Annotated in this window: 20 protein-coding genes; 10 read left to right on the top strand and 10 right to left on the bottom strand. The window is 69.8% G+C overall.

Going from position 1 to position 25,511, the window contains the following annotated elements:
- Positions 1-496: 496 nt before the first annotated feature.
- From Pph01_RS22240 to Pph01_RS22220, 5 genes are all read right to left on the bottom strand, one after another.
- On the bottom strand, positions 497-931 hold the full coding sequence (locus Pph01_RS22240; RefSeq protein ID WP_204075054.1) for a hypothetical protein: 435 nt from the start codon (positions 929-931) through the stop codon (positions 497-499).
- A gap of 278 nt (positions 932-1,209) precedes the next feature.
- A complete protein-coding gene (locus Pph01_RS22235) occupies positions 1,210-2,421 on the bottom strand; it encodes a sensor histidine kinase (protein ID WP_204075053.1) in 1,212 nt (403 codons plus the stop codon).
- Between the two features lie 532 nt (positions 2,422-2,953).
- Positions 2,954-3,259 carry a VOC family protein gene (locus tag Pph01_RS22230; RefSeq protein WP_239116918.1) on the bottom strand — a complete coding sequence of 102 codons (306 nt, stop codon included), beginning with the start codon at positions 3,257-3,259 and terminating at the stop codon, positions 2,954-2,956.
- Between the two features lie 243 nt (positions 3,260-3,502).
- Positions 3,503-5,980 (bottom strand): ATP-binding protein, encoded by a 2,478-nt coding sequence (locus Pph01_RS22225; protein WP_204075052.1) that lies wholly within the window; start codon positions 5,978-5,980, stop codon positions 3,503-3,505.
- Between the two features lie 685 nt (positions 5,981-6,665).
- Positions 6,666-7,235: a maltokinase N-terminal cap-like domain-containing protein gene (locus tag Pph01_RS22220; RefSeq protein ID WP_204075051.1), complete on the bottom strand. Its 570-nt coding sequence runs from the start codon at positions 7,233-7,235 to the stop codon at positions 6,666-6,668.
- Positions 7,236-7,347: 112 nt separating this feature from the next.
- On the opposite strand from Pph01_RS22220, the gene Pph01_RS22215 reads away from it, so the two are divergent.
- Positions 7,348-7,764, top strand: coding sequence for a DUF4190 domain-containing protein (locus Pph01_RS22215; RefSeq protein WP_204075050.1), 417 nt, complete (start codon positions 7,348-7,350; stop codon positions 7,762-7,764).
- A 157-nt stretch (positions 7,765-7,921) separates the two neighbouring features.
- Here the strand turns inward: Pph01_RS22215 and Pph01_RS22210 are convergent, their stop codons facing one another.
- Positions 7,922-8,659 (bottom strand): SDR family NAD(P)-dependent oxidoreductase, encoded by a 738-nt coding sequence (locus Pph01_RS22210; protein ID WP_204075049.1) that lies wholly within the window; start codon positions 8,657-8,659, stop codon positions 7,922-7,924.
- Between the two features lie 105 nt (positions 8,660-8,764).
- On the opposite strand from Pph01_RS22210, the gene Pph01_RS22205 reads away from it, so the two are divergent.
- Entirely contained in the window at positions 8,765-9,370 is a 606-nt protein-coding gene (locus Pph01_RS22205) for a TetR/AcrR family transcriptional regulator (RefSeq protein WP_204075048.1), read from the top strand.
- A 231-nt stretch (positions 9,371-9,601) separates the two neighbouring features.
- Here the strand turns inward: Pph01_RS22205 and Pph01_RS22200 are convergent, their stop codons facing one another.
- Both Pph01_RS22200 and Pph01_RS22195 read right to left on the bottom strand, forming a co-directional pair.
- Positions 9,602-10,429 carry a phosphotransferase enzyme family protein gene (locus Pph01_RS22200; RefSeq protein ID WP_204075047.1) on the bottom strand — a complete coding sequence of 276 codons (828 nt, stop codon included), beginning with the start codon at positions 10,427-10,429 and terminating at the stop codon, positions 9,602-9,604.
- A 171-nt stretch (positions 10,430-10,600) separates the two neighbouring features.
- A complete protein-coding gene (locus Pph01_RS22195) occupies positions 10,601-11,860 on the bottom strand; it encodes an MFS transporter (RefSeq protein ID WP_204075046.1) in 1,260 nt (419 codons plus the stop codon).
- Positions 11,861-12,112: 252 nt separating this feature from the next.
- Between Pph01_RS22195 and rsfS the strand changes: the two genes are divergently transcribed.
- The 4 genes from rsfS to Pph01_RS22175 all read left to right on the top strand — a co-directional run bounded on the left by rsfS (position 12,113) and on the right by Pph01_RS22175 (position 15,073).
- Complete coding sequence (rsfS, locus tag Pph01_RS22190; RefSeq protein WP_204075045.1) at positions 12,113-12,517, top strand: ribosome silencing factor; 405 nt, start codon at positions 12,113-12,115, stop codon at positions 12,515-12,517.
- Positions 12,518-12,569: 52 nt separating this feature from the next.
- Positions 12,570-13,205, top strand: a complete 636-nt coding sequence (locus Pph01_RS22185; protein ID WP_204075044.1) for a histidine phosphatase family protein — start codon at positions 12,570-12,572, stop codon at positions 13,203-13,205.
- A 105-nt stretch (positions 13,206-13,310) separates the two neighbouring features.
- The gene (locus tag Pph01_RS22180) at positions 13,311-14,312 is read left to right on the top strand and encodes an ATP-binding cassette domain-containing protein (RefSeq protein ID WP_204075043.1); all 1,002 of its coding nucleotides are present in this window, start codon (positions 13,311-13,313) and stop codon (positions 14,310-14,312) included.
- Positions 14,309-15,073, top strand: a complete 765-nt coding sequence (locus Pph01_RS22175; RefSeq protein WP_204075042.1) for an ABC transporter permease — start codon at positions 14,309-14,311, stop codon at positions 15,071-15,073. The genes Pph01_RS22180 and Pph01_RS22175 overlap by 4 nt, the downstream gene beginning before the upstream one ends.
- Here Pph01_RS22175 and Pph01_RS22170 read toward each other — a convergent pair.
- Positions 15,055-18,498: an AfsR/SARP family transcriptional regulator gene (locus Pph01_RS22170; protein WP_204075041.1), complete on the bottom strand. Its 3,444-nt coding sequence runs from the start codon at positions 18,496-18,498 to the stop codon at positions 15,055-15,057. The two genes, Pph01_RS22175 and Pph01_RS22170, sit on opposite strands and share 19 nt — an antisense overlap.
- A 41-nt stretch (positions 18,499-18,539) precedes the next feature.
- Complete coding sequence (locus Pph01_RS22165; RefSeq protein ID WP_204075040.1) at positions 18,540-21,542, bottom strand: glycosyl hydrolase 2 galactose-binding domain-containing protein; 3,003 nt, start codon at positions 21,540-21,542, stop codon at positions 18,540-18,542.
- A 111-nt stretch (positions 21,543-21,653) separates the two neighbouring features.
- On the opposite strand from Pph01_RS22165, the gene Pph01_RS22160 reads away from it, so the two are divergent.
- The 4 genes from Pph01_RS22160 to Pph01_RS22145 all read left to right on the top strand — a co-directional run bounded on the left by Pph01_RS22160 (position 21,654) and on the right by Pph01_RS22145 (position 25,094).
- On the top strand, positions 21,654-22,748 hold the full coding sequence (locus Pph01_RS22160; RefSeq protein ID WP_239116917.1) for a carboxylate-amine ligase: 1,095 nt from the start codon (positions 21,654-21,656) through the stop codon (positions 22,746-22,748).
- Between the two features lie 97 nt (positions 22,749-22,845).
- Positions 22,846-23,199, top strand: coding sequence for a hypothetical protein (locus Pph01_RS22155; RefSeq protein ID WP_204075039.1), 354 nt, complete (start codon positions 22,846-22,848; stop codon positions 23,197-23,199).
- Complete coding sequence (locus Pph01_RS22150) at positions 23,196-23,591, top strand: hypothetical protein (protein WP_204075038.1); 396 nt, start codon at positions 23,196-23,198, stop codon at positions 23,589-23,591. Before Pph01_RS22155 ends, Pph01_RS22150 begins: the two co-directional genes overlap by 4 nt.
- A 138-nt stretch (positions 23,592-23,729) precedes the next feature.
- Positions 23,730-25,094 carry a CynX/NimT family MFS transporter gene (locus Pph01_RS22145; protein WP_204075037.1) on the top strand — a complete coding sequence of 455 codons (1,365 nt, stop codon included), beginning with the start codon at positions 23,730-23,732 and terminating at the stop codon, positions 25,092-25,094.
- Positions 25,095-25,511: the final 417 nt, after the last annotated feature.

Here is a 25,511-nt window from a genome sequence, read left to right as displayed (position 1 = left end):
GATGGCCCGAAGTCTTCCAAACTGGCTACGCGGGTTGGCGATAGTCGTCAGGCCAGAGGCCGCTTCTTTTCAGGAGTTGTTTCGCAGCGTGCTGACCGGCCTGAGACCCGCGTCGCCCGAGGGCGATTTCTTGGAGCAACTCCTTGGAAGCCTCAATCTCATCAGCGGCGATCCAGGCCAGCGCCTTTGAGATCCAGTAGTCCGACCCTGCGGTCAGGCCACAATGGACGACCGGACGCAGTGCCTCGTTGAGGTCTGGATCATCCGGAGTAAGCAGGCGGCCAGCCTGGCTCCACTTCGTCCCGCGGTCTCTCCAGAAGCGGTAAGAGCCATATCCTCGATCGCTCAATGGGAGTAGCAGTCCCCGAATTCAGTGACTCGCCCGTCCAAGCGGCGTCGGAGATTACCAACCAGGGACCTGCTGGCTTGACTGCCAGGACCCTACGCACCGAAGTACCTTCTTGACGCTCTCGCCGTACCGGATGTCCGATTCCGGTCAACCTGTCCCCTCTGAGTTGATGAGCCAACGCCCGCTGTGGGAGTCCTTGGTGAGGGTGTACTCCCAAAGGGCTCCATCCACGAAACTGCCGTCACCCCCATGGGTGGTGAACGAGGTGGCCACGGTGACCCAGCCCTCGCCCCGCGAATCACCGATGTTGATGTCTGATATCCCTGTGGTCGACCGAAGCCACATGTCCGTCTCAGGACGATGAGCCTTTGTCGACAGAGCGTGTGCTGTACTCGTGTCGTGCGCGTCTAAGGCCCTCAGGTAGGCCAACGTCACCTGCTCAGGAGTCGCGGTGGCGGGAGGAATGGCCACCCAGTACCGCTGAAACGGCGGAATGATGCCCCAGTCGTACGCGACGGCGCCCACCGCGCACACTGCGACGGCAGCTACCGCCCTAACAACCCACCGGCTTTTCCGCGACATTGCGGCAGTCTATGAGCGATACCGATCGCGGTCCTCTGCCCGTTCGCCAGGCCGGATCGGGGGAGTTGCCGAGCCCCAGAGCCCTTCCCGGTCGCCGGCGGCAGGACGGTGATCGAGTTCTTGGACGCTGCAGAGGAGGCGCAGGCCGATGACGACTGAGACCGTCGCTCACCGCCGACTCCGCTTGGTCCACCAGTGCGGCCCCGCCATCGTGTGGTGTTCATGCCGCCCGCGCCTCATGCCGCCGGTGATCTCAAGAGTCTTGGCGGGTCGGCCGGTCACTGCTTCTCGCCGCCAGCCACCTCATCGGCGGACTCGCCTCGAGGCCGGGCGCTACCAAGGTCGAAGGGGATACGCGCTCTCAACATGAAGCCGCCGTCAGGAGTCGGCCCTCTCTCCAACTGGCCGCTCAGGAGCGTGATTCGCTCCTCGAGCCCAGCCAGACCGAAACCCGAGCGGGGGAGCAGGCGATGGAGGGACATCCCCGCTCGGCCCCCACCCCTGCTATTCACCACCGAAACGGTCACGACACCGTCCCGGGCCTGACAGGAGACTTGCACCCGGGACCCGAGAGCGTGCTTTCTAACATTGCTCAGCCCCTCCTGCACGACCCGATAGCAGGCGTGCCCCACCTGGTTGGGAAGGCCGACGTCCGGCAGGCCATAGTCGAGGTTGATCTGAGTGCCCGTGGTGGCCGCCTCCTTCACGAGGCCAGGGATGTTCCTCGCCGCCGCCGCCGTCCGAGGTTCGTCCTCGCGTCTAAGCACCCTGAGCAGATCTCGCAGCTCGCCAAGGGCTTCTATCCCCTTGTCCTCGATGGTGGTGGCGAGCCTATCCACCTTGGGATCCGCGCTGTCGTGAATGATCCCCGCGTTGAGGACCATCACGGTGACGGCGTGTGTCACCGTGTCGTGCAGTTCTCGCGCGATCTTCCGGCGCTCCATCCGGGCGGCCTGCCGCTCGCGTTCACGCATCCCCGCCCGCAACTCCAGGATCATGCCGCGATATCCGCGCACCCAGGTGCCGACCAGCGCGGGCAGGTAGATGAGCGTCAGCGCGCGCACCAGGCAGAGGTAGAGGAAGTTGTCCGTCCCGGGGTCCACGTAGTCGATGGCAGTGGCAGCCGCGATCAGAGGGATGGACACCAGCTGCCAGTGACGCACCTTGTTCTCCGCCGTCATCGAGTATGCGGCGAAGGCCATGGGCACGATCTGCCCCGTGGCGACGCCGCAGGCAACCGAGGCGATGATCATGGGTAGTGCGGTGCGCCGACGTATCAGTAAGGAGCCCACGGTGATCACCTCGATGATGATCTCGATCCAATCCGGTATCGGGCCCCACAGAGAAAAGGTCAAACCCATGAGCGTCGTCGGGACGGTGAAACAGAGGATGGCGATTGCCAGCAGCGCGTCGACGATCTGGCGCCGGTGTGATGTGGTGAATTCGCCCAAGGATGACGGGACGCGGTTAAGAATCACGATGTGTCGCACAAGAGGGCTCCTTCTGCGTGACTCGGCGCTCTCCTAGCCGACCATGGGCTACTCCTCTCCAACGGAAGTGAGCGGGGAGCCATCGTTCGAAATGTGACGCTGCCATCGTCTGCCAACGGGGCCCGATGATTAAGGCCGTGGCCCTCCCCGGAATATCCTTCCTAGATGTGATGCACCCACCCAACCCGGCCATCCTTTGGCAACGCGGGCCCCACTTCGGCTTCTCCCACGCCACCGTCGCCACCCGAGCAGTTCAAAGACAATGTTCTCAGCGTGAACGACGCAGCGCTCGTCTACTTGCGCGCTGGCGACCCAGTTGGAGGCGTTGACGGGCATCGACCTCTACCCGCAGCAGGCGGCCAAGCTCCGATGCCCGCTGTGCCGCCCCCATGTGAGGGGTGGGTGGCCGAGTTCCGTCCTCGCGTCCACCGACGCCCAGCCCTGGCCGCAATGGCAAGCAGAGTGGCGGTTCTACCCCTGCGGGTGCGGGGGCCGGACTCATGGCGGCCATGAGCCGGACCCCTGACCAGCCTCAACTCGCGTGGACCTCCACTACCCGGCCATCCGGATCGGTCAGCACGTGAACGCCCGGCGCTAGCGGCGGTCGTACCGCAGTCCCCTCGACGGCAAATCCCAGACGTAGAGCACCCGTCTCCCGGCCTGGTTTGGCCGGGTAGATTTCGAAGACGGCGCCGTCCGGGAACGTGGAGGCGTAGTGCTCTGGACCAGTGCCGTGCTTTTCCGACTGGAAATCGAAGCCGAGGTCCGCGTAGAACCTGCGACACGCATCAATGTCGGGGCTGTAGATCACCAGAAGCGTCGAACGCACATTACTCACAGGTCTAGCCTCCACCGAACGGAAACGAATGCGCGCCGTACAGCCCGACGTCCTCCCGCCATGATCCCAACCACGTTGATTGTTCTCAGAAATACTCAGTTCTGAGAGACTGCCGGGCGCCATTTAGCGGTCGACCGTTTGTCCCCGACCGTTCTCAGAGCCTCTCGCAAAACCGTGTTCGCACAACAGCGCTTGCGGTATTCAGAGCGCGACCGAGGTCGCCGCCTTGCCCGCCGCCGCGGACTACGCCCTGCCCGCGTATCTGCCGTAGGCGAACGTCAGAAGTAGAGCTGTACAACCCCGGCCCAGGTTCGCCGCGCCCGCCTCGGCCGCCGGTGGCTCGGCGAGCGGGAGGCGGAAGATGAAATGGGCTCCGTGCGGGCGCGCCTCCTCGACGTGCAGGGTGCCCTGGTGGACGTGGGCGATGTCGCGGGCGATGGCCAGCCCGAGACCCGTGCCGCCGTGGCCCCGACCGCGCGCGGTGTCCAGCCGGGCGAAGCGCTGGAAGATGTCCTCGCGCTGGGCCTCGGGGACCCCCGGCCCGTCGTCGATGACGCTCAGCTCGGCCTGGTCGCCGGCACGGCTCACCCGTACCACGACGCTGTGGGCGGCGTGCCGGCGCGCGTTGTCGAGCAGGTTGCCCAGCACCCGGCGGATCTGCGTAGGGACGGCGTCGACGACCACGCCGGGTTCGAGATCGAGCCGTGCCGGGCAGCGGTCGCCGAACTGGCGGGAGACCTCGGCCTCGACGACCTCGGCCAGATCGACGCGCTCGAAGGCGGTGGCCGGGACGGCTTCGAGCTGGGCCAGCAGCAGGAGGTCGGTGATGATGGCCTGGAGCCGGTCCACGTCGCCCAGCGTGTGGCCGAGCAGCTCGGTGAGATCGGTTTCGCCGGGATGCAGTTGCGCCTCCTCCAGTTGGGCCCGCAGCCCGGCCAGTGGGGTACGCAGCTCGTGCGAGGCGTCGGTGGTGAAGCGCCGCTGGCGTTCGAGCGATTGTTTCAGCGATTCGGCGGCACGTTCGAGCTCTGCCGACATCGTGTGCTCGTGGGTGTAGCGGCGCGCGTTGTCCACGCACACCGCCGCGCGGCCCACCAACTCCTCGGCCAGGGTCAGGTCGTCCTCCTCGAACGCGCTCATGCGCCGGGAGCGGTAGAAGCTCACCACCCCGAGCGTGACGTCCCGGGCCCGCATCGGCACCACGATGAGCGAGTGGATGCCCTGCTCGTGCACCTTCCGGCTGTGTTCCGGATCCTGTGCCATCCACCAGAGCGTGACGTCCAGCTCGGGTTCGAGCACTGACTGCCCGTCGGCCAGGCAACGGCCCTGCGGCGTGGCCGGATGCGGGTGGATGGGCGCGCCGACCCCGGGCAGGTCGGCGTCCCGAAGGGTGGTGGTGAGGGCGATCCGGCGCAGCCCGGCATCGAGCACGCCCGGCTCGTCGCCGCGCAGCACGGGGTCGGGCAGGTCGACGGCGACGAAGTCGGCGAAGCGGGGGACGGCGACCTCGGTCAGTTCCTGAGCGGTCCGGGTGACCTCCAGACTGGTGCCGACGCGGGCGCATGCCTCCCAGATGAGACTGAGCCGTTCGCGTGCCTGCACGGCGAGCCGCCCGACACCGGGCTCGCCCACGGCGAGCAACCACCGCTCGGTCGCGGTGACAGGCTCGAGGGCGCGCGGAAGAGGAACCTCCGGCAGCAGGGAGGCCGGAACAGCGTGTGCCGGCCCAGCGGCGGTGGGCTTGGCGGGGGCTGTGGGTTCAGCGGTGGTGAGTTCGGTGACCGTAGGTTCACGCGAGCCGGAGGCCACGTGCCAGAACGAACCGTCGGTCAGGATGGCCTCCACGGCGATTCCGTGCGTCCCGGCGGGATTCTCGATCGGGCGGCTGATCAGCGTGGCGGCGCGGCCCCCCGACAGCAGCACCACCGCCATGCCCGCGTGGCTGGCGGAGATCAGCTCTGTGGCCTTCTCCAGCAGGCTGAGCCGGTCGTGCGAGGCGATCGGGCCGGCCTCGTCGAGCGGCCGGAGGGTGACGGCGCCGGCCCCGCCGGCCCGGCGCCGGGCCGCGAGGAACGCGCCCAGCAACACCTGCTCCCGCTGCGAGATCTGTTCGAGCAGGCGTTCCTCGATGCGGTCGGTCGCGTCCACGGCGACGCCGAGCATCGCCGGGTCGGCGAACCGCTCCAGGCACGCCAGGTTCAGCACGCCCTCGACGCGGCCGCTGATCGGATCGCGAATGGGCGAGGCCGCGCACACCAGCCCGCCCATGGCCTCCGCGTAGTGTTCCCGCCCCCAGACGAGTACGGGCCGCCGCTCGGCCAGCGCGGTGCCGATGCCGTTCGTGCCGACGGCCTGCTCAGGGAACCCGAAGCCGGGCAGTATCTGGCTGTCGGTGAGCCACCGGTTGAGCGCCGGCTCGCCGACCCGGCGCTGCAGCACCCGGGCGTGCGCGTCCCCGAGGACCGCGGCCACCTTGATGCCGGAGAGCCTGGATTCGAGCTGGTCGAGCACGGGTGTGGCCGCCTCAACGAGCCTGCCGTGCAGGTCGACGTCCGGGTCGTACACGGTGGGCATTTGGTAAGGCACGACCCCCATGTGCCGGCTGCGCTCCCAGGAGGTCAGCACCCACGGCCGTACGCCGCTCTCGACGGGTTCGCCGGCGTGGAAACGTTCACGGGCCCGCTCGAGAGCGGTGAGGGCTTCGCGCTCGATGACGTCCATTTGGCCTCTTTTCCCTCCCAACTCTGCTCGACCCGGATAATCCTTTCGTTGGTATTTATCTAATTTTATGCGGGTTTATAGGTAAGTTTGACTAGAATCGGGGAAACAGCATGCAAACGCTGAAGACCCGGGCTTTCGGTTGCCGAATTCAAGGTCAGGGCCTGGGTGAAGTCGGCGACGGCCTCCTCGTGGTGATCCAGCTCCTGCTGGATTTCCCCGCGTACGCGATATATGCGGCGAATCCTCCATTAGCCGGAAGGTTGTTGAAATCGCGCGGCGTCTCCTTCGCGAGAGGAGACGCCGCTCGACCTTTTGAACGCCCGTTTCAGTCAGCGACCGCTTCGACTCACCACTCGCCGTCGTGGTGCCGGAGCAACAGCTCCAACTGGGTCCCCCGGCCGTCGCCAGGACGTGCCCCCACCAGACGTGCTCATCGTCAGGTTCGACCTCACGCGCCATCTCCGCCGGCGTCCACCACTCGTGGGCCCGGCACCATGGGTCCCCGTCAACGCCCGGAGGAGGGTCATGTTGTGCTCGCGGACCCCGAGGGCAACGAGTTCTGCGTCATCGAGCCGGGCGACAAGTTCCTCGCAGAATGCGGATTCATCGGAGCGCTCGCGTGCGACGGTTCGCAGGAGGTCGGGTACTTCTGGAGCGAAGCGCTGGGCTGGCCGTTGGTCTGGGATCAGGACCACGCGAATACGCCCCGTGCCACCGTTCCGTTCGGCCAGGTCCAGCCGGCGACGACGCGTCCTGATGACCCCTCCGCGGCCTCGGTCGACCCCAGGACGCGGTTGATCTGCACGCCGAGCCCGTCGTCAGGGCCAGTCGCATGCACGGTGACGGTCGCATCTGTTGTGTCGCTCTTGCTCTGGTGCTGGGGCACCGCCTCGCCGCGCAGGAGCGCGCGCAACTGCGCCATCACCACTGGGTCGTGGGCACCGTCGTAGATCCACCGGGTGCCGAGCACCCCATGCTCAGAGGTGCCGATCAGTGCCTCACCGGGCACGCCCTCCAGCGCCGCGCCGCGGTAGCTCATCGGCACCAGGTACGCCACCGGCTCCTGCACGGTGGTGTCCACCACGACCATGAACTCGATCCCGACCTCGCCCTCCGGATCGTCCAGCCGGAACCCACCGGCCTTGGCCAGTTCGGGTGTCCCCATGTCGCCCACGTACCAGCTCTGCTTCGGCAGCCACTCGGCGAGCAGTTCCAGTTTGGTTGGCGCCATGGTGGTGTGGTGGATGTAGGCCATCCGACCTCCCTCATGAGTGGATCAGGCCTGGCTTCGAACGGGATCGAACCTATAGGCCACGGCGGTGCATCCTGAACGGCGATGGTGACGGGCACGGCAGTGAGCGACACAGATGTTCAGCGTCACACTGGCCGAACTGTGGCCCATCGGGTGCCGCATCGCGCAGTATGAGATCATTTCACTCGGTCAGCGCAGCCGGAGGCGGGCAACTCAAGTGACGGACATATCCCATTGGGTGCCCCCTCATGAGCCGCAGCATCCACTGATTCCCGTACGCCGTTACCCTCAGGACGGCGTCAATTCCGCGGCCCTGGCGTCGCTTATCTTGGCGCTGTCCGGGATCTTTCCCACAATGGGGTTGACCAGTCTCCCGGCAATTGTCTGTGGACATATTGCCCGCCGCAAGATTAGGGCAACGGGTGAGCGTGGCACCGAACTGGCGGTGACGGGCCTGATTCTCGGATACCTCGGACTCATTGGGTGGGTGGTGTTCTTTGGGCTGTTCTGCCTGCTCATGTACAACATGTAAGGGACTGGCCATTGAGGCATGACGAGCCGGGAGATCGCCAACCGTCCGCCTGAGGGCTTGAACGATCCTGGTGGCGGTGCACGTACTCATCGATGCCGTGTGGGCCGTGGGGTGTCCTTGCGGAGGCTTATGCCTGCACAGGGCCTGTGCCGCCCGTCTACCGGGTCTGGTCGGTCGGGCGGATGAGGATCTCGTTGACCGCGACGTGCTCCGGCTGAGTGACCGCGTACAGGACGGCATCGGCGATGTCCTCCGGCTGCAGGGTGCGCATGGAGGCGGCCATCTTCTGCGCGGCGGCCTGGATCGTGGGATCCGTGATGTGACTGGCCAGCTCGGTGGCGACGAAGCCGGGCTCGATGACCACGACGCGCACGCCCCGGGCGGTCACCTCCTGGCGCAGCGACTCGGAGAAGGCGGTGACGCCGAACTTCGTCGCGGCGTAGACACCGCTGTTGGCGGACGCGGTCCGGCCTGAGGTCGAGGAGACCTGCAGGACGGTGCCCTTGCGCTCCAGCAGGTACGGCAGCGCCGCGTGGACCATGTACATCGACCCGAGCAGGTTGGTCTCGACCATGCGCGTCCATTCCGTGGTGTCCGCGCCCACGATCGGGCCGCTGAGCATCACCCCGGCGTTGTTCACCAGGATGTCCAGGCCGCCGAAGCGCTCGACGGTCTCCGCGACCGCGGCCCGCACCGACTCCTGGTCGGTCACGTCCAGTTCGAGGGCCAGCACCTCGCCTGCGGCCTTGCGCGACAGAGACTCCAACCGATCGGCGCGCCGGGCCCCGACCGCGACACGGGCCCCTTTCGCTGAGAGGGCCAGCGCGGTGGCCTCGCCGATGCCCGAAGACGCTCCGGTGACGAGGACGACCTTTCCATCCAACGTGGTGCTCATGTGCTTCCTTTCCGCAGGGCTCACAGGGCGGCTCACAGGGTTCACAGCCCGCTTGACCATGGAGAACGTTCTAGGACGCCCGCCGTCCCGTCGCGCAGTGACGCGGTGCGCAACCGCCGACTGCTGCTGGACGCCGCGGCCAAGACGTTCGCCGAGCGCGGAGTCGAGGTGTCGATCGGTGAGATCGCCCAACGCGCCGGGGTGGGGAAGGGCACGGTCTTCCGCCACTTCTCCTCCAAGGAGGAACTGCTGGCGGCGATCATGCTCGGCATGCTCGACGAGCTCGTGGACACCGGAACCGCGCTGCTCGCGGCCGAGGATCCCGGCCTGGCGCTGCGCGAGTTCATGGCCGCCGGCGTGCAGAGTCTCGTCACGGATCGGGCGTTCTGTGAGGTAATCGGACGCCCGTCCCTGCAGCACCGGGAGGTGCGTGACGCGATCGACCGCCTCTGCGATGTCGCGGAAGCGCTCACCGACCGTGCCCGCCGGCAGAACATCGTCCGGCCGGATCTCACCGGCACCGATGTCGTCCTGCTGCTGGGCGGCATCCATCACATGGCGGCACCGCTGTTGATCGCCGAGCCGCAGGCGTGGCACCGGTACCTCGAGCTGGCCTTCGACGGCATCACCACCCACACGGAGCGCAGCCTTCCGCACCCGCCGCCGCGCCACCTGCCCCTGACCACCCCTGACCCCGATCACGGGCGCTGATCCGGGAGCGCAGGTACGGCCCCGGACGACCTGTTGTCGTTAGTCGAAGACCTCGTGGGTCTCGCACGCCGAGCCAAGGACGAAGATCAGATGCTCTACTGCTGGATGGGGGGATGGTAGGAGGCGGCTTTCGGTTCTCATGGAAGTCGCTCACGATTCCGTGAGAATCGGAATCAGGCCGTCTTCTCCACCGGGCGTCGCGACGCGAATGCCGTCGGACATGCCCGGGATCTAGAGTCCGGCGGCGATGGCGGGGCCATGGTCACGGAGCCAGGCCTCAGCGCGAGGCAGGCGGTCCTTCACGCCCTCGTCCCACATCCGCTTGAAGATCGGATCGATCGCGGCGGCCGCGCTCATGTTGACATGAAAGCGGTGGATCATGGCGGCTGCCGCGGGGACCAAGGCCCGGCGCTGCGACGAGGTCATGCCGTACGCGTCGGCGAACAGGGCGACGCGATGAGGGATGTCCAGGCCGACGAATGAGGGCGCCCTGTCCTTGGGATGCAGCAGCGGCCCCCAGTAGTAGAGCGCGTTGGCCAGGTCGTCGATCCGCGTGGTCGGTTTGGCGAGGTCGAAGTCGATGAGCGCCGCGGGCAGGCCGTCACGGAAGACGACGTTGCCGGGGCAGTAGTCGCGATGACCAACCAGCAGGGGCTCGCCGTCGGGGGTCGAGTCCCTGTTCAGCGCCCCAGGAGTTCCTCCCCACTGCGCGTCTGCGGGCGGCACCCAGCCGTCCGCGGCGTCATGAAGCCGGCGGACGAGCCGTGCGAGTGCGATCAGCACCTCCTCGCCTGAGGTGTGAGGCGGAAGAGGTTCGCGCGGGACGTCGCCGGGAACGAACGTGAGCACCTCTCGCCCCTGATCGTCGAAGCCCAGGGGAATCGGAGCGTCGGAGAAACCCGCGGTGTGCAGATGCGCCAGATAGGCGTGGACCGTCGTGGTGAAGGGCCGGGCCGGACGGCGGACCGTGTCGCCGACCCGAACGATCGCCTGAGTGACGCCGTCGCCGATCAGCGGCTGCTCGTCGTGCCGGCCGACGTCGTGGTTCTGGTCTGTCATGGCCTCACCTGATCACATAGGTGTCCTCCGCCGTTGACGGCGTCACGAGCGCCACGGGCCCAGAATTCGGGCGTTGCGCGCACCCGCCCCGCCTCCACCCGCGTGACGCCCGTGACGCCGGTGACCTGCTTGACGCCGTGGCGTGCGTGATCTCCGTGACGCCCGGCGGTCTCACTGCTCCTTGAGGCGGTCGGCCACGGAGTCGTACCGCCGGAAGGCGCTGACCGAGAAGCCCGCGATCAGGACGAGAACGGCGCAGACCACGCCGCCGCCCGCCCACGCGGGGACGAGCCCGAACGCGCTCGCCGTCGCGCCCGCCCGCAGGTCCCCGAGCCGGGGGCCGCCCGCGACCACGACCATGAACACTCCCTGCATGCGCCCGCGCATCTCGTCGGGTGCGTAGGTCTGCAGGATCGTCTGCCGCCACACGGCGGAGACCAGGTCGGCCGCGCCCCCCATGGCCAGCAGGATCACGACCAGCCACAACTGCTGCGCGAACGCCGCGGCGGCCACGGTGAGACCCCACACCGCGATCACGAAGGTGAGAGCCACTCCCTGGCGGCGCACGCGGCCGATCCATCCCGAGAACAGGCCGGCCGTGACCGATCCGATCGCGATGCTCGCCGACAGCCACCCGAAGGCGACCGTGGATCCGTCGAACCGTTCGGCCGCCATCTGCGGGAACAGGGCCCGCGGCATCGCGAACGCCATGGCGATGATGTCCACGGCGAAGGACATCATCACGATGGGCTTGCTCACGATGTAGCTCAGCCCGTCGACCACCGACCGAAGGCCCGGCCGGGAGATCTCGCCGAGGGGCTCGAGGCGCGGCAGCCGAACGGCCGCGTAGAAGCCCGCGCCGAACAGGATGCCGTCGACCAGGTACGCCGTGCTGTAGCCGCCCTGCACGAGCACCACGCCGGCCAGCAGCGGGCCGAGCACCGAGCCGATGCTGCTCACCAGGAAGTTGAGCGTGTTGGCCGCGGCCACACGCTCTCTCGGGAGCAGTCTCGGGATGATCGCGCCGCGTGTCGGCGAGGTGATCGAGAACCCGATCGACTGCAGGACGACCGCGACCAGGATGAGGTAGACGTTCTTCATCCCGGCCCAGGTCTGGATGAGCAGGGCCAGGGTGGCCAGCCAGGCCACGACCGATCCGGCGAGCAGGAGCTTGCGGCGGTCGACCGCGTCGGCGATGGCGCCGCCCCAGAGCCCGAAGATCACCAGGGGGATGAGGTTCGCGGGCCCGAGCAGGCCGACCCACAACGAGGATTTCGTGATGTCGTAGATCTCGGCGCTGACGGCCACGGAGGTGAGCTGGAAGCCGATGAACGACACTCCCTGGCCCACGAGAAGCCGGCGGTAGGCGGGAACGCTGAGGGGGCGGACATCGAGCGCGACACGTCTCAGGCCTGACTCGACCTCCGTCATTCCCCAACTCCGTCAATCTTGGACATATGTAATATCCGGGCACTTTACCTATATGACCTGGGCCACCACGCACCGGGAGGGGATCTCCGGACCGGAATCGAGGGTCACCGGAACGCGTTGAAATGTCTATGCCTGGGGATAACTCGGGGTTGTCGGCGTGTCCCGATAGGGTCACTCCGGGAAACCAGGTTGTGGGTGCCGCCGAGGAGCGGGCACCCTTGAGATGCCGTCAAAGGAGGACAGAGCCGCATCGTGACCGCATCTGAGAGATCAATACAGCTGGTGAAGGTCGCCGCCGAGGCCGCCGCTGAGAAGCTGGCCGACGACATCATCGCCTACGACGTGAGCGAACAACTCGTCATCACCGACGCGTTCGTGCTCTGCTCCGCGTCCAACGACCGCCAGGTCCGCGCCGTGGTCGACGAGATCGAGGACCGCCTGCGCATCGAGGCCGACGCGAAGCCGGTACGCCGGGAGGGCGAGCGAGAGGGGCGCTGGGTGCTCCTCGACTACCTCGACATCGTGGTCCACGTCCAGCACGAGGAGGACCGCACCTTCTACGCCCTGGAGCGGCTGTGGAAGGACTGCCCCTCGATCCCGCTTCCGGACAGCGTCACCCAGGTGGCCGCCCAGCGGGCCCGCGGGGCTGGTCAGTGACGCAGCGGCAGCCCATGAGGCGTTCGGTGACGCGGCGGCGCGAGGGGGCGGAGTGAGCCGACGGATCGTCTGCCTCCGCCATGGCCAGACCGTGTGGAACGTCGAACGGCGTTTCCAGGGACACACCGACATCGGCCTCGACGACACCGGTGTCGCGCAGGCCGCTCGGGCGGCATCCCTGCTCGCGGCCCTGCAACCCACGATGATCGTCTCGTCCGACCTGCGGCGGGCGTACGACACCGCGTCCGCCCTCGGGCGCGTCAGCGGTCTTGACGTCATGGTCGACAAGGACCTGCGGGAACGCGGCGGCGGCGAGTGGGAGGGCCTCACCCGCGAGGAGATCAAGGCGGGGTGGCCCGCCGAGTTCGAGGCGTGGGAGGCGCCCGGCGGCGAGCTCGTGACCGATGTGGCCGAGCGCGTCGCGGAGGCGATGCTCCGCTGGTCGGCGAAGATCGCCGAGGACGGCCTGCTGGTCGTCGCCTCGCACGGCGCCGCCCTCCGGCTCGGCATCGTCCGTCTCATGGGCCTGCCGCAGGAGTTGTGGCCGGCGCTCGGGGGCCTCGGCAACTGCGCGTGGTCCGTCCTGGAACAGGGACGGAGGGGCTGGCGTCTCCTCGAGCACAACGCGGGCACCCTGCCCGAACCCGTGATCAGCGACGACAGCCCGGCCGCCACCGCCGACGCCTGATCGCGCCACGCCGTCGCGGACCACACCGTTCCTTGAGGGGACGGTGTGTGGGCCGTGTCAGCGCCGTGTGCGGGCCGTGCCAGCGGGCGCCCCGATCGTGGGCGCATGACTTCCTCACCGAAATCCTCACCGGCGTCCGCGCCGTCGGGCCCGATCGAGGCCGAGGGCCTGGTCAAGCGCTACGGCGACACGACCGCACTGGCCGGCCTCGATCTGATCGTCCCCCCGGGGAGCATATGGGGCCTGCTGGGGCCCAACGGCGCGGGCAAGACCACGGTGGTCCGCATCCTGTCGACCCTGCTGCGCCCCGACGCCGGTCGCGCGTCGATCTGCGGCGCCGACGTCCAACGCCAGCCGGAACGGGTACGCGAGCTGATCGGGCTGACCGGTCAGTTCGCGGCCGTCGACGAGGCGCTGACCGGGTTCGAGAACCTCCTGCTCGTCGCCCGGCTTCTGGAACTCCCCGACCGGCGGGCGCGGGAGCGGGCAGGCGAGTTGCTGGAGCGCTTCGGCCTGGCGGATGCGGGCAGCCGGCTCGTCAGGACGTATTCGGGCGGCATGCGCCGCCGGCTGGACGTGGCCGCGAGCCTCGTCGGCACCCCGTCAGTGCTCTTCCTCGACGAGCCGACGACCGGTCTGGACCCCCGCTCGCGCGGTGACGTGTGGGATCTCTTGCGGGGCCTCGCGGCGGGCGGCACGACGGTGCTTCTGACCACGCAGTACCTGGAGGAGGCCGACCAACTCTCGCACGGGATCTCGGTGATCGACCATGGCCGCGTCGTGGAGACCGGCACGCCGGCGCAGCTCAAGGCGAGGCTGGGGCGCCAGACGATCGAGCTGAGGCCGGTGGACCGCGGCCGGGCGGACGACGTCGAGGAGATCCTGGCCGGCGTCACCGGGGCGACGGCCGCACGGGACCGGGAGGGAGGGCTGGTCTCGGCGGCGCTGCCCGCCGGCGGCCGAGCCGGCGCGGTGCTGGCCGCGGTGGCCGCCCGGCTGGAGACGGCGGGGATCGAGGTGGCCGAGATCGGCGTGCGGCTGGCCACCCTGGACGAGGTCTTCCTCGCCCTGACCGGGCACGACGCACCGGTGGAGGCGGGACGATGAACGCGACGCGTGCGGCCCGCCACGGCATCACACTGGGGTGGCGGAACGTCGTGAAGTTCCGGCACACCCCGGATCAGCTGCTGGACATCCTGCTGATGCCGATCACGTTCATCGTGATGTTCGTCTTCCTGTTCGGCAACGCGGTCTCGGGCGACTGGCACGCCTACCTGCGGTTCGTGATCCCGGGCATCGCGGTTCAGGCGCTGATGTTCGCCATGCTGGGCGGAGCGCTCGCGCTCAACGCCGACCTGCGCGAAGGGGTCCACGACCGGTTCCGCAGCCTGCCCATCGCCCGGTCGGCGCCGTTGGTCGGGCACATCCTCGGCGACTCGATCAAATACGTGCTGTCCGTCGTGCTGGTGTTCGCGTTCGGGGCGGCGCTGGGCTTCCGGTTCGAGGGCGGCGTGCTCGCGGTGGCCGGCGCGGCCGGGCTGCTGATGGCGTTCGCGCTCGCCACCTGCTGGATCGGCGCCCTGATCGGCGTGGTGGCCAGGACCGCGGAGACCGTGCAGGCGCTCAGCCTCGTCCTGATCTTCCCGCTCACCTTCGGGAGCAACGTCTTCGTCCCGACCGCGAAGCTGCCCGGCTGGCTGCAGGCATGGGTGCGGATCAACCCGGTCACCCAGGTGTCGGACGCGGTGCGGGAACTGACTCTCGACCTGCCCGCGGGCGGATCGGTACCGGCGTCGTTGCTCTGGTCGGCGGCCATCGCGGCGGTCTTCGCCCCGGCGGCCGTCCTCCTCTACCGCCGCCGGGGCTGATCGCCGGGCTGGGAGGCCGGTGCGGCCAGGTCGGCAGGGAGCGGGTCGAGGGCGGAGCCGGCGTCGAGTGAGGCCGGTTCGGCCAGGTCGGCAACGGCGTCGAGTGAGGCCGGTGCGGCCAGGTCGGCACTGAGCCGGTCGAGGGCGGAGCCCGCGTCGAGCGAGGCCGCGGCCGCGTACTCCGCGTCGAAGGTCTCGTCGAGGTGAGCGCGGGCGCGCCGCTCGCTGTCCAGGACGTCGGGGTTGCCGCGGTCCGGAGTGCCGCGCAGAGCCGAGGCGAGCCCGAGCGCCGTGGCCGCGGCGCCGGGGCGGTGTTCGGCCAGCGCCACGTCGGCCAGCGCCTCGGCCACTCCCGGCGCCGCCGCCCGCGCCGCTCCGCCAGCGCCGCTCGCGCCGAGGCGGCCGAGGGCGTCACGCAGGTGGGCCCGGGCCTCCGCGAGGTCTCCTGACAGGGTCGCGACCCGGCTCAGCTCGATCAAGGCGAGGACATGCATCCGGGCCTCGATGAACCCTCCTCCGCGCAGGTCCGCGAGCACCTGGACGAGCGACGCCCGGGCACGGGTGAGATCTCCGGCGGCGCGGGCGGCGGTGGCCATCCCGATCCGCGCCGCGGCGACCACGGAGACGAACCGGCCGGCCTCGGCGGCGCGTTCGGCGTTCGTCAGGTCGTCGAGCGCGCCCGCCGTCCCCCCAGCTCGCAGCCGGTGGATGCCGCGCTGCGCCTCCATCCACGCCGCGTCGGTCAGCGCGCCCACCTCCCGTGCCATGCGCAGGGCCTCGCCGGAGGCCTCGACGGCCGCGGTGTGCCTGCCGGACACGCCGTGGAAATCGGCCAGGATGCTCGCGGCGGCGGCCATTCCCCATCTGTCGCCGATCGCGGTGAACCGTGCGTGCGCGGTCGCGTAGTGCGCGCCGGCGGCGTCGAGACGGCCGTCGTTCTGGGCGGCGTATCCGGACGTCAGCTCGGCCTGGGCCGATACCCAGCCGTCCGGATGCGCCGACAGCCGTCCGCCGAGGCCGGATCCCCCGTCGAAGCCGCCCAGGAGCGTGGCCATGAAGGCGACGGCGGGAGGCCACTGATGTTCGTCGTCACCGGCGAGCGCGCGCGCCGAGGCGGCCGACGAGGCGCTCCGGGCGGGATCGCCACTGGACTGGTACAGGGCGTCGTACGCGTACACGGTGGCCAGGGGCCGGCCGGGTACGGTGTTGCGCACGTGCGGCATGTCCAGTACCTGGCGCAGCCATCCGGCCGCGTCGTCGCGGACGTCGCGCAGCACCCAGTACCACCCGAGCGCGGCGGCCAGCCGGACCGCGGTCTGCTCCTCGCCGCCGTCCACCGCCCAGCGAAGGGCGGCGGTCAGGTTGCCGTACTCCTGGTCGAACCAGGCCAGCCGCTCCAACTGCGCTCCGGCGCGCAGGCCGGGCTCGGCCTCCTCGGCCCGCGCGAGGAAGAACGCGGCGTGCGCCCGGCGTGACCGATCCGCCTCGCCGGACTCGGCGAGCCGCGCGGCCGCGAAGGCGGCGACGGTGCCGAGCATCCGATACCGCGACGGCCGGCCGGGGGTCTCGACCATCTCCACGAGCGACTTGTCGACCAGCGCCGCGACCACCTCGACGATCTCGTGCTCGATCTCGTCCTCCAGGCCGCCCGCCGCGCACACGGCCTGGGCCGCGTCGAGCGTGGCGCCCCCGGTGAAGACCGCCAGCCCGCACGCCGCCGTGCGCTCCGCCTCGGTCAGCAGCCGCCAGCTCCACTCGACCACGGCCAGCAGGGTCTGATGGCGCGGCAGCGCCGTCCTGCTGCCTCCGGTGAGCAGCCGGAACCGGTCGGAGAGCCGGGCGGCGATCTCCGGGGGGCTCAGCGACCGCAGGCGGGTGCAGGCGAGCTCGATGGCCAGCGGGAGCCCGTCGAGGCGCCGGCAGATCTCCAGCACGCCGGGCAGATCGCCCGGAGTGAGGGTGAACCCCGGGCGTACGGCGGCCGCGCGGTCGAGGAACAGGCGCACCGCCGGATAACCGTCGGCATCTGCGAACTCCACGTCCACGGGCGGGAGCCCGAGCGGCTCCACCGGATGGAGGAACTCGCCGGAGATGCCCAGCGGCTCGCGGCTCGTCGCGATGATCCGCACGCCCGGGCAGTCGGCGAGGACGCGGCCGGCGAGACGGGCGCACGCCTCGATGAGGTGCTCGCAGTTGTCCAGAACCAGGAGCGCCTGCCTGTCGCCGATGCGCGCGGCGAGCCGAGCCGCCGCGCCGCCCGTGCCTTCGCCGGGTCCGGCGTCGGTCCCGCCGCGCAGGCCCCCCTCGCGCAGCCCGAGCGCCCGGGAGACCGCGGCGGGCAGCCATTCCGGGTCGTGGACCTCGGCGAGTTCGATCGACCAGACCCCGTCGGCGTACTCGTCGGCCAGCGTCGCGGCGACCTCCTCGGCGAGCCTGGTCTTGCCCGCGCCGCCGGGCCCGACCAGCGTGAGCAGCCTGGCCGCGCCGAGGACGTCGCGGACCCGGGCCACGTCCTCGTCGCGCCCCACGAAACTCGTCACCGGTGCACGGAGATTGCCACGCCGCGCACCGTGCCTTCCACCGGGCCTCAAGTCGCGTCGCCCATCCTGTGGCCCGTCCCGCCGTACGGCACGGCCCCGCCGGTCCTCCGGTGCTTCGACGGACTGTCGGGGGGCCTGGCCTGGAGGCGTCGCGGGGCCGCCCCGCAGGATCGAGGTGTGCAGCTCGCGGAGCCGCGGAGAGGGATCGGCGCCCAGTTCGTCGGCTAGGACCTTGCGCAGCTCCTCGAACACCACGAGCGCTTCGGAGGACCGGCCCGCGGCCGCGAGCGCCCGCATGCGCATCTCGCCCAGGCGTTCCCGCAGTGGGTGCGCCGCCGCCAGATGGGCGAGCTCGGTCACCAGGTCCGCCGGGTCCCCGCCGATCGCCAGCTCTACCTCGGCGCGGTCCTCGACGGTTCGCAGGCGCAGTTCGCCGAGGCGGGCGGCGGCCGCGCCGCAGCCGGTCGAGGCCAGATCGGTGAGCGGTTCGCCGCGCCAGAGCCGTAATGCCTGGTCGAAAAGGTCGCAGGCGGCGGTCAGGTCACCGGCGTCGCGGCACGCCCGGCCCTCGCCCGCGAGGCGTTCGAAGAGCCGGGCGTCGACGTCCGCGGCGGGCACGGCCAGGCGGTAACCCGTGGGCAGCAGCTCCAGGTGAGCCTCGGGAAGGGCGCGCCGCAGTCGTGAGACCAGTGTCTGCAGGGCGTTCGCCCCGCTCGCGGGAGGCCGTCCGTCCCAGACGGCCTCGACGAGCTCCGCGGCGGAGACCGTACGGCCCGAGTCCAGTGCGAGTCGGGCGAGCAGGGCGCGCAGACGTGTTCCCGGGATGTCGACGGTCCGGCCGGTGTCGTCGAGGACCTCCAGAGGTCCCAGCAGCCTGATCCGCACGGGTCCAGCGTCTCACGCGCGCCCTGCCGGACGCCCGTCCTTCAGTTGACGGTGATCTTGTCGACGTTCGGGCCGCCGCGGCCTGACGTCGCGGTGGCCCTCACCGTGTTCGTCCCGGCCCTGAGATTCGCCGTGACCGCCCGGTCTGCCCAGGTGTCCCAGCCGCCGGTGCCGTTGAAGGCGACCTTCGAGGCCACCACTTCGCCGTTGACGGAGATGTCCATCGGGCGGTTCGCCGTGGTCCCGTTGGCGTACCGGATGGTGAGCGGCGTGGATCCCGCCGCGGCGGCGTCGACGGTCCACTCCACGTAGCCCTTGGCCCTGTTGTCGTAGTCGACGAAGCCGGAGCCGGTGTACCCGGTGTGGTCGGTGAAGACGCCCGCCTTCGACAACCGCGCGTCCTCCGCCTGGTAGACCTTCGACGGGGACGGGCCCGTCCCGCCGAACGTCACCGTCTGTGTCGGGGTGTTCCACCCGCTGACGCGGACGCCCGCGGCGGAGCCCCGGTAGGTGACGGTGAGCGTCTTCGACTCACCCGGCCAGAGGCTGATCGCGTTGTCCGACCACTGGGCGGGCAGGACCGGGGTCCCGGACGCGTCGACCACGTGGGCGTCGAGGTAGAACGCGGGGACCTTCCCCGTGCCTGTGTTCTTCACCGTGACCGTCGCGGTGCCCGCCGAGGCGGACGCGGCGGTCACCGAGATCGGCGCCTGGGGCATGCTCGTTAGGCCCTTGAGGTTCGCGTACGACGTGGTCGGCGTGTAGTACCAGTCGCTGTCGTCGTAGTCGAGCGTGTCGTTCGCGGTCGACAACCAGTAGACGTTCCGGTCGATCTCGCCCGAGCCGTCGCTGAGCGTCAGGCGCAGCAGGTACGTCGACGGGAGGCCGCTGATCGCGGGGACGGTGACAGCGGTGACCCTGCCGCCGTCGGCGGGCGCGGTGACGGTCGCCGTGTTGCTGTACTCACTCGTGCCGTCGAGCGCGAAGACGTCGGTCTTCACGGTCAGCCCCGCGGCGGGCGTGTGGGTCGAGTTGACGACGACCACGGACTTGTCGTCGTAGGAGTACTGCACGTGGAGCGGCGCCGTGGCCTTCTTGGTGCCCCAGTAGGCCCCGCCCTGGTCGAGGTAGGTGTCGAACAACTGCCAGTGCAACGAGCTCCAGCCGCTGTTGAGCATCCAGTAGATGACCCCCGTCGAGGGGTCGGCCGCGTCGGTGAAGTTGCGCCCGAACGCCTCGAACTGGGCGCGCACGTTCTCGTACTGGGCGAGCTGGGCCTTGCGCACGTAGTCGTCGAGGCTCGACGGCGCGCCGTACCGGCCGACGAGGGCGTTGTTGAACAGGGTGAGGTCGTCGAAGGTCCTCGACGGCGACCGGTGGTACTGGGCGGCGGTCAGGTTCTGCCAGAGCGTGTTCTGCTCGGCGGGGGAGAGCATCCGCTTCAGCGAGTCGACCGTGGGGATGTCGGGCCCCGCGCTGACCTCGGACGCGAAGCCCGAGGCTCCGCCGAGCCGCTTGTCGTACCAGTAGTTGGGCGGGATCCAGTCGTAGGGCCCCTCCATCTTCATGCCGGAGTCGCCCAGCTGGGGTGAGGAGTTGTCCGAGGCCGCCGCGACGACGGGGGTCCTCCAGTCGGCCGCGTTCAGCGCGCTGAGGTAGTCGGCCTCCTGCGTGGCGTTCGGCGCGAAGTCGCTGCCGATGAGGAAGGTGAACACGCTCGGGTGGTCGCGCAGCCGGGCCGCCTCCGCGGCCATGGAGGCCTTGGCGACCGGATAGTCGGCCGCGGTCCACGGGTCGCCCGACTCGCCGCCGTTGGTCTGGCCCTCCCATTTGTCGCAGCACTCCCAGCCGGCCATGACGAGGATGCCCATCCGGTCGGCCATGTCGAACAGCTCGTCCGACTCGAGGTGGCCCTCCAGCCGGATCGTGTTCAGGCCCATGTCGCGGACGTACTTCAGCTTGTCCTGGACGTACGTCGTGTCCCAGCGCAGGAAGATGTCCGAGGACCAGCCGCCGCCGCGGATCAGGATCGGGCGGCCGTTGATCTTGTAGAGGCGGTGGCCGCTCGCGTCGAGCGACGAGGTGACCGAGCGGATGCCGTACGTCGACGAGGAGGAGTCCGTCACGGCGCCTTTCACCGTGGAGGTCACGTCGAGGTCGTAGAGCGGCTGACCGCCCATGCCGTACGGCCACCAGATCCGCGGGTGCGTCACGGTGAGCGGGAAGGACACCGTCTTCGTCTCGTGGGCGGCGAGCCGCACGGTCTGGCTGAAGCGCTGCGAGCCCGCCGTGCCGGCGATCTTCGCGGTGACCGGGGACGCGGAGTCGTTGCGCGCGTCGACCTTGACCGTCAGGTCGGCCCGGTTCAGCGCGCTGTTGAGCGAGGTCACGACGTGGGCGTCGCGCAGGGCGACCGAGCCGCTGCGCCGGACGAGGACGTCGCGGAAGATGCCCATGTTCCGGTCGGGCGGGTTCTGAACCCAGTCGATCCAGCCGATCGTCAGCTGCTTGTTCGGGTCGTTGGGGTTGACCTTGAAGGCGACCGAGTTGGTGCCGGGGTGCACCAGCGAGGTCACGTCGATCTCGTGGCGCGTGTACGCCCCGGCGAGCCCGGCGGCCACCTGCGTCCCGTTCACCCAGACGTCGCCGCCCGAGATCAGCCCGGTGAAGTCCAGGAACGTGCTCAGGCCGGTCTCGGGTCCGAGCGTGAAGTCCGAGCGGTACCACCAGGGCACGGTGAAGTCTGACGCCGGCACGTTCTTCATGTTCGTCGAGTAGAACGGGTCGGGGTAGACGCCGTCGGCGACCAGGGCGGCGAAGACGGTCGAGCGGGGTCCGGCCGCATACCAGCCCGGGGCGGCGTAGCCCGGCGAGGAGATCGCCGCGCCGGAGTCCGGGGTCACGGACGACGACTGGATCTTGTAGCCGGGGAGGGCGATCGGCTGGGTCGCCGCCTGTGAGGAGGCGGCGGCGGGCAGCGCCGTGAGGCCGGCGAATGTCAGGGCGAGCGCGGCTAGTGATCGGAGCAGGGTCCGGGGACGCACAAATCCTCCTGAGCATTTGTTAATAAGGGTTATTAACAAAATCGCCCAGATCGTAGGACGCGCTCATGATCGCGTCAAGGGTAATCCGTGTGACCTGGGTAGGGACCTCGCATGACGCTGAGAAGACCGGTGGGTGTGGAGGAGGAGTTCCTCGTCGTCGACCTCGAGTCCCGGCGGCTGGCCCCGCTGGCGCAGGCGATGCTCGACCGGCTGCCGAAGGAGGGCTTCGCCGCCGAACTGCAGCGCGCGGTCGTGGAGACCAACAGCACACCGTGCGGGGACCTGATGGACGTGCGGGCCGAGCTCGTACGGCTCCGCGGCGCCCTCACCGCGGCCGCCGAGCCGCTGGGGGCCGGCGTGATCGCGTCGGGGACGACCCCGCTGGCCGGGGTGGACGGGCTCACCATCACACCAGGCGAGCGGTACCGCTACCTGTCCGACTCCTACCGGTTCCTCGCCCAGGAACAGCTGATCTGCGGCGCCCAGGTGCACGTGGAGATCGGCGACCGGGATGTGGCCGTGCTCGCCGTCCAGCGGGTGGAGCCGTGGCTGCCCGCGCTGCTGGCGTTGAGTGCGAGCTCGCCGTACTGGCAGGACGCCGACAGCGGATATGCCAGCAGCCGGGCGCTGGCCTGGCAGCGGTGGCCGACGGCCGGGCCCGTCGGGCCCTTCCGCAGCGCCGCCGAGTACGACCAGGCCGCGGAGGACCTGGTCGCCTCCGGCGTCATCGAGGACGTCGGCATGGTCTACTTCGACGTCCGGCTCAGCGCCCACGTGCCGACGGTCGAGTTGCGCGTCTGCGACTCGTGCCCCCTGGTGGACGACGTGGTGCTGCTCGCGGGCCTGTTCCGGGCGCTGGTCGTCAGGGAGAGCGAGGCCGTGGAGAAGGGCGAGCCCCCGACGGGCGAGGGCCGCGTCGCGCTCCTGCGGGCGGCGAACTGGCGGGCGGCGCGCTCTGGTCTCGAGGGCGACCTGCTGTCGCCGGTGAACAGCCGGCCCACGAGCGCCCCGAAGCTGATCACCTGGCTGCTCGACGATCTTCGGCCGACGCTGGAGGAACTGGGGGACTGGGAGGTCGTCTCCGAACTCGCCGACGCCGCGCTGCGCCGCGGCAGCTCGGCCTCGCGCCAGCGCGGCGCCCACGCCCGAGACGGCCGCCCGGAGGCCGCCGTCGACCTCCTGCTCCAGGAGACGTGCAGGTCATAGCGGTGGTCCGGCGGTCACTCGCCCTGTGTCACGGACGGCGGAGCCGGGCCGATAGCCTACTGGCCATGTCCCCGACGTTCCCGGCCTTCGGCCCGCGATGACCGCCGCCTACTCGGGCTGGATCATCGCCGCCGCACTGCTCCTCGCCCTGGCGGGAATCGTCACCGCCGTACGTGACAAGTCCATGGGCGTGGTCCTGCTGGCGGGCCTCGCGCTGCTCGAAGTGGCGCTGCTGGTCCAGGCGGGCATCGCGCTGGCCGGGCTCGACCATGTGCGGAACAAGGCCACCTTCATCGGCTATCTGGCCGGGACGCTCGTCATCCCGCCCGCCGCCGTGTGGTGGGGGATGGCCGAGCGTACGCGCTGGGGGCCCGGCGTCATCGCGGTGGCCGGTTTCACCGTCGCCGTCATGACCGGCAGGCTGATGCAGATCTGGAACGGGGCCGCATGACCCAGGGTGACCGGCAGGTCAGATCGGGGCCGGGACGCCTGCTCGTGGCGGTCTACGGGGTGTTCGCCCTCGCGGCGACCTCGCGCGCCGGCGTGCAGATCGCCACCAAGTTCGCCGAGGCGCCGCTCGCCTACCTGCTGTCGGCCTTCGCCGGGATCGTCTACATCGTGCTGACGGTGGCGCTCGCCAGGAACAACCGGCGCCTGGCGCTGGTCGCGTGCGCGATCGAGCTGGCCGGAGTCCTCATCGTCGGAACGCTGAGCCTCGTGGACTCCCAGGCGTTCCCCGACGCGACCGTGTGGTCCGGCTTCGGCAGCGGCTACGGATTCGTTCCCCTCGTGTTGCCGGTTTTCGGCCTGATCTGGCTGCTGCGCCGCCGTCCCGCTTCCTAGAGTCGCCCCACTTCCCAGGGTTCGTGCTTCCCAGGGTTCGTGGCCCCACCCCGCCCATGGTGAGGAATAAAGCCGCTGATACGGTTGTCGAAACGTGGGATGACTGGACGATCGTTTCGAACAGGAGTGGACACCGGCATGAGTGCCGTCGCCGCACACAGACAAGGCAACAGGTCGATGGCCTGGCTGATCGCAGCGGGGATCGCCCTGGCGGCGCTCAACCTGCGGACCGCCGTGACCAGCGTGGGACCGGTCCTCGACCAGGTCAGCACGAGCCTCGGCATGTCGGGCGTGGCGACCGGCCTGCTGACCACGCTGCCGGTGCTCTCCTTCGCCGTCTTCGGAGCCTTGACGCCCGCGCTGTCGCGCGTCCTGAGCGAGCGCCGGCTGCTCCTGGTCGCGCTCGCCCTGCTCGGCGTGGGCCTCGTCGTCCGCGCCGTGGTGGGGAACACACCGGTGTTCCTGGTCGCGAGCGTGGTCGCGCTCTCCGGCGGCGCCATCGGCAACGTAGTGATCCCGACCCTCATCAAGCAACATTTCCCCCGCCGTGCGGGTGCCATGACGACCGTCTACTCGACGGCTCTCGCAGTCGGAACGATGGTCGCCGCAGCGGCGACCGTGCCCATCCAACGGGCGGCCGACGGCAACTGGCACATCGCGCTGGGAGTGTGGGCGGCCTTGGCCGCTGTCGCCGCCATTCCGTGGCTTGCGCTGTCGCGCAATGAGCCGGAGCGGTCCCGCACCCTCGCGCGCACGGGATCCGGCGAACTCGTCCGGACCAGGCTGGCCTGGGCCGTCGCCGGCTACTTCGGGTCCCAGTCGCTCATCGCGTACGTGATGTTCGGCTGGCTGCCCGAGATCCTGCGGGACAACGGCTACACCTCGGGCCAGGCGGGAACCGTTCTGGCCGTCTTCACCGGTCTCGGCATTCCGATCTCCCTACTCGTGCCCTCGCTGGCGACGCGCCTGCGGAACCAGCGCCCGCTGGTCGTCGGCTTCGCCGTCCTCTACGCGGTGGGGTTCGCCGGCCTCATGACGGGCCACGCGCTCTGGGTCTGGTCGCTCGTCGTAGCCGTCGCGATGGGCACGTTCCCGATGGCGCTGTCGATGCTCGCCCTGCGCACGCGGACGCCTGAGGCCACCAGCGCGCTGTCCGCGTTCGGGCAGAGCACCGGCTATCTCATCGCGGGGGCCGGGCCGCTGGCCTTCGGCGTTCTGCACCAGGTGAGCGGCGGGTGGACGGTGCCGTTCGCGCTGCTGTTCGCGGTTGTGGCCGGCCAGGTCGTCACCGGCTGGTACGCGGGCGCCGACCGGACCGTCGAGGACGAGTACCATCAGTCGCGCCGTGGCAGGCACGCCGCCCACCGGGCCGTTTCGGGAGCCACTCCGCCCGGCGACGACGAGGCCGCTCCGGGGAGCTCCCCGTCCCGCGAGGACGAGGCCGCTCCGGGGGGCTCGCCGTCCGGCGACGACGAGGACGCGTCCCTTCCCCTCTCCGCCTGACGCGGAGAGTCAGCCATCGTGTGATCCCTTCACCGAGGCGTGCGCCACCGCGGGGGCGGCGCAAGCCTCACGGGACCACCGTCCGGGGCGAGGGCCGGCGATCACGGCCTTGCCCGCCCAGACGCGCCTGACAGGGCCGCGGTGAATCCGCGCCCGGGGCCGCGTCGATTCCCTTCGGTACGGCCCGCACCGCTACAGCGGAGTGCGGGCCGTACCGAAGGCATGTTAAATCGTGTTATCGCAAACACGGCGACAATCACCACTCCGCCTCTCTTTCCGGGCGACATATTCGCTGGTAGGCGGCCTTGTCCGGGGCGCCGGAAAAGTGGGTCTTGACGAGGTTGCTGTTACCGCAAACACTCGGGGAAACCTCACTGAAACACGCTTCGTGACGTGCCGCGAAGGAATCGCCAAGGA

The sequence above is a fragment of the Planotetraspora phitsanulokensis genome (genome assembly GCF_016863295.1).
GTDB lineage: Bacteria > Actinomycetota > Actinomycetes > Streptosporangiales > Streptosporangiaceae > Planotetraspora > Planotetraspora phitsanulokensis.
Note: the sequence above shows the minus strand (reverse complement) of the source record. Positions and strands in the feature narration are given on the sequence as shown.

What these genes read in the sequence shown, in the direction of transcription:
- Pph01_RS22175 (WP_204075042.1), top strand. Translation starts at nt 14,309, where the DNA reads ATGAACGCGACGCGTGCGGCCCGCCACGGCATCACACTGGGGTGGCGG.
- Pph01_RS22145 (WP_204075037.1), top strand. Translation starts at nt 23,730, where the DNA reads ATGAGTGCCGTCGCCGCACACAGACAAGGCAACAGGTCGATGGCCTGG.
- Pph01_RS22220 (WP_204075051.1), bottom strand. Translation starts at nt 7,235, where the DNA reads ATGGCCTACATCCACCACACCACCATGGCGCCAACCAAACTGGAACTG.
- Pph01_RS22155 (WP_204075039.1), top strand. Translation starts at nt 22,846, where the DNA reads ATGACCGCCGCCTACTCGGGCTGGATCATCGCCGCCGCACTGCTCCTC.
- Pph01_RS22195 (WP_204075046.1), bottom strand. Translation starts at nt 11,860, where the DNA reads ATGACGGAGGTCGAGTCAGGCCTGAGACGTGTCGCGCTCGATGTCCGC.
- Pph01_RS22215 (WP_204075050.1), top strand. Translation starts at nt 7,348, where the DNA reads ATGTTCAGCGTCACACTGGCCGAACTGTGGCCCATCGGGTGCCGCATC.
- Pph01_RS22180 (WP_204075043.1), top strand. Translation starts at nt 13,311, where the DNA reads ATGACTTCCTCACCGAAATCCTCACCGGCGTCCGCGCCGTCGGGCCCG.
- Pph01_RS22150 (WP_204075038.1), top strand. Translation starts at nt 23,196, where the DNA reads ATGACCCAGGGTGACCGGCAGGTCAGATCGGGGCCGGGACGCCTGCTC.
- Pph01_RS22240 (WP_204075054.1), bottom strand. Translation starts at nt 931, where the DNA reads ATGTCGCGGAAAAGCCGGTGGGTTGTTAGGGCGGTAGCTGCCGTCGCA.
- Pph01_RS22210 (WP_204075049.1), bottom strand. Translation starts at nt 8,659, where the DNA reads ATGAGCACCACGTTGGATGGAAAGGTCGTCCTCGTCACCGGAGCGTCT.
- Pph01_RS22160 (WP_239116917.1), top strand. Translation starts at nt 21,654, where the DNA reads ATGACGCTGAGAAGACCGGTGGGTGTGGAGGAGGAGTTCCTCGTCGTC.
- Pph01_RS22200 (WP_204075047.1), bottom strand. Translation starts at nt 10,429, where the DNA reads ATGACAGACCAGAACCACGACGTCGGCCGGCACGACGAGCAGCCGCTG.
- Pph01_RS22225 (WP_204075052.1), bottom strand. Translation starts at nt 5,980, where the DNA reads ATGGACGTCATCGAGCGCGAAGCCCTCACCGCTCTCGAGCGGGCCCGT.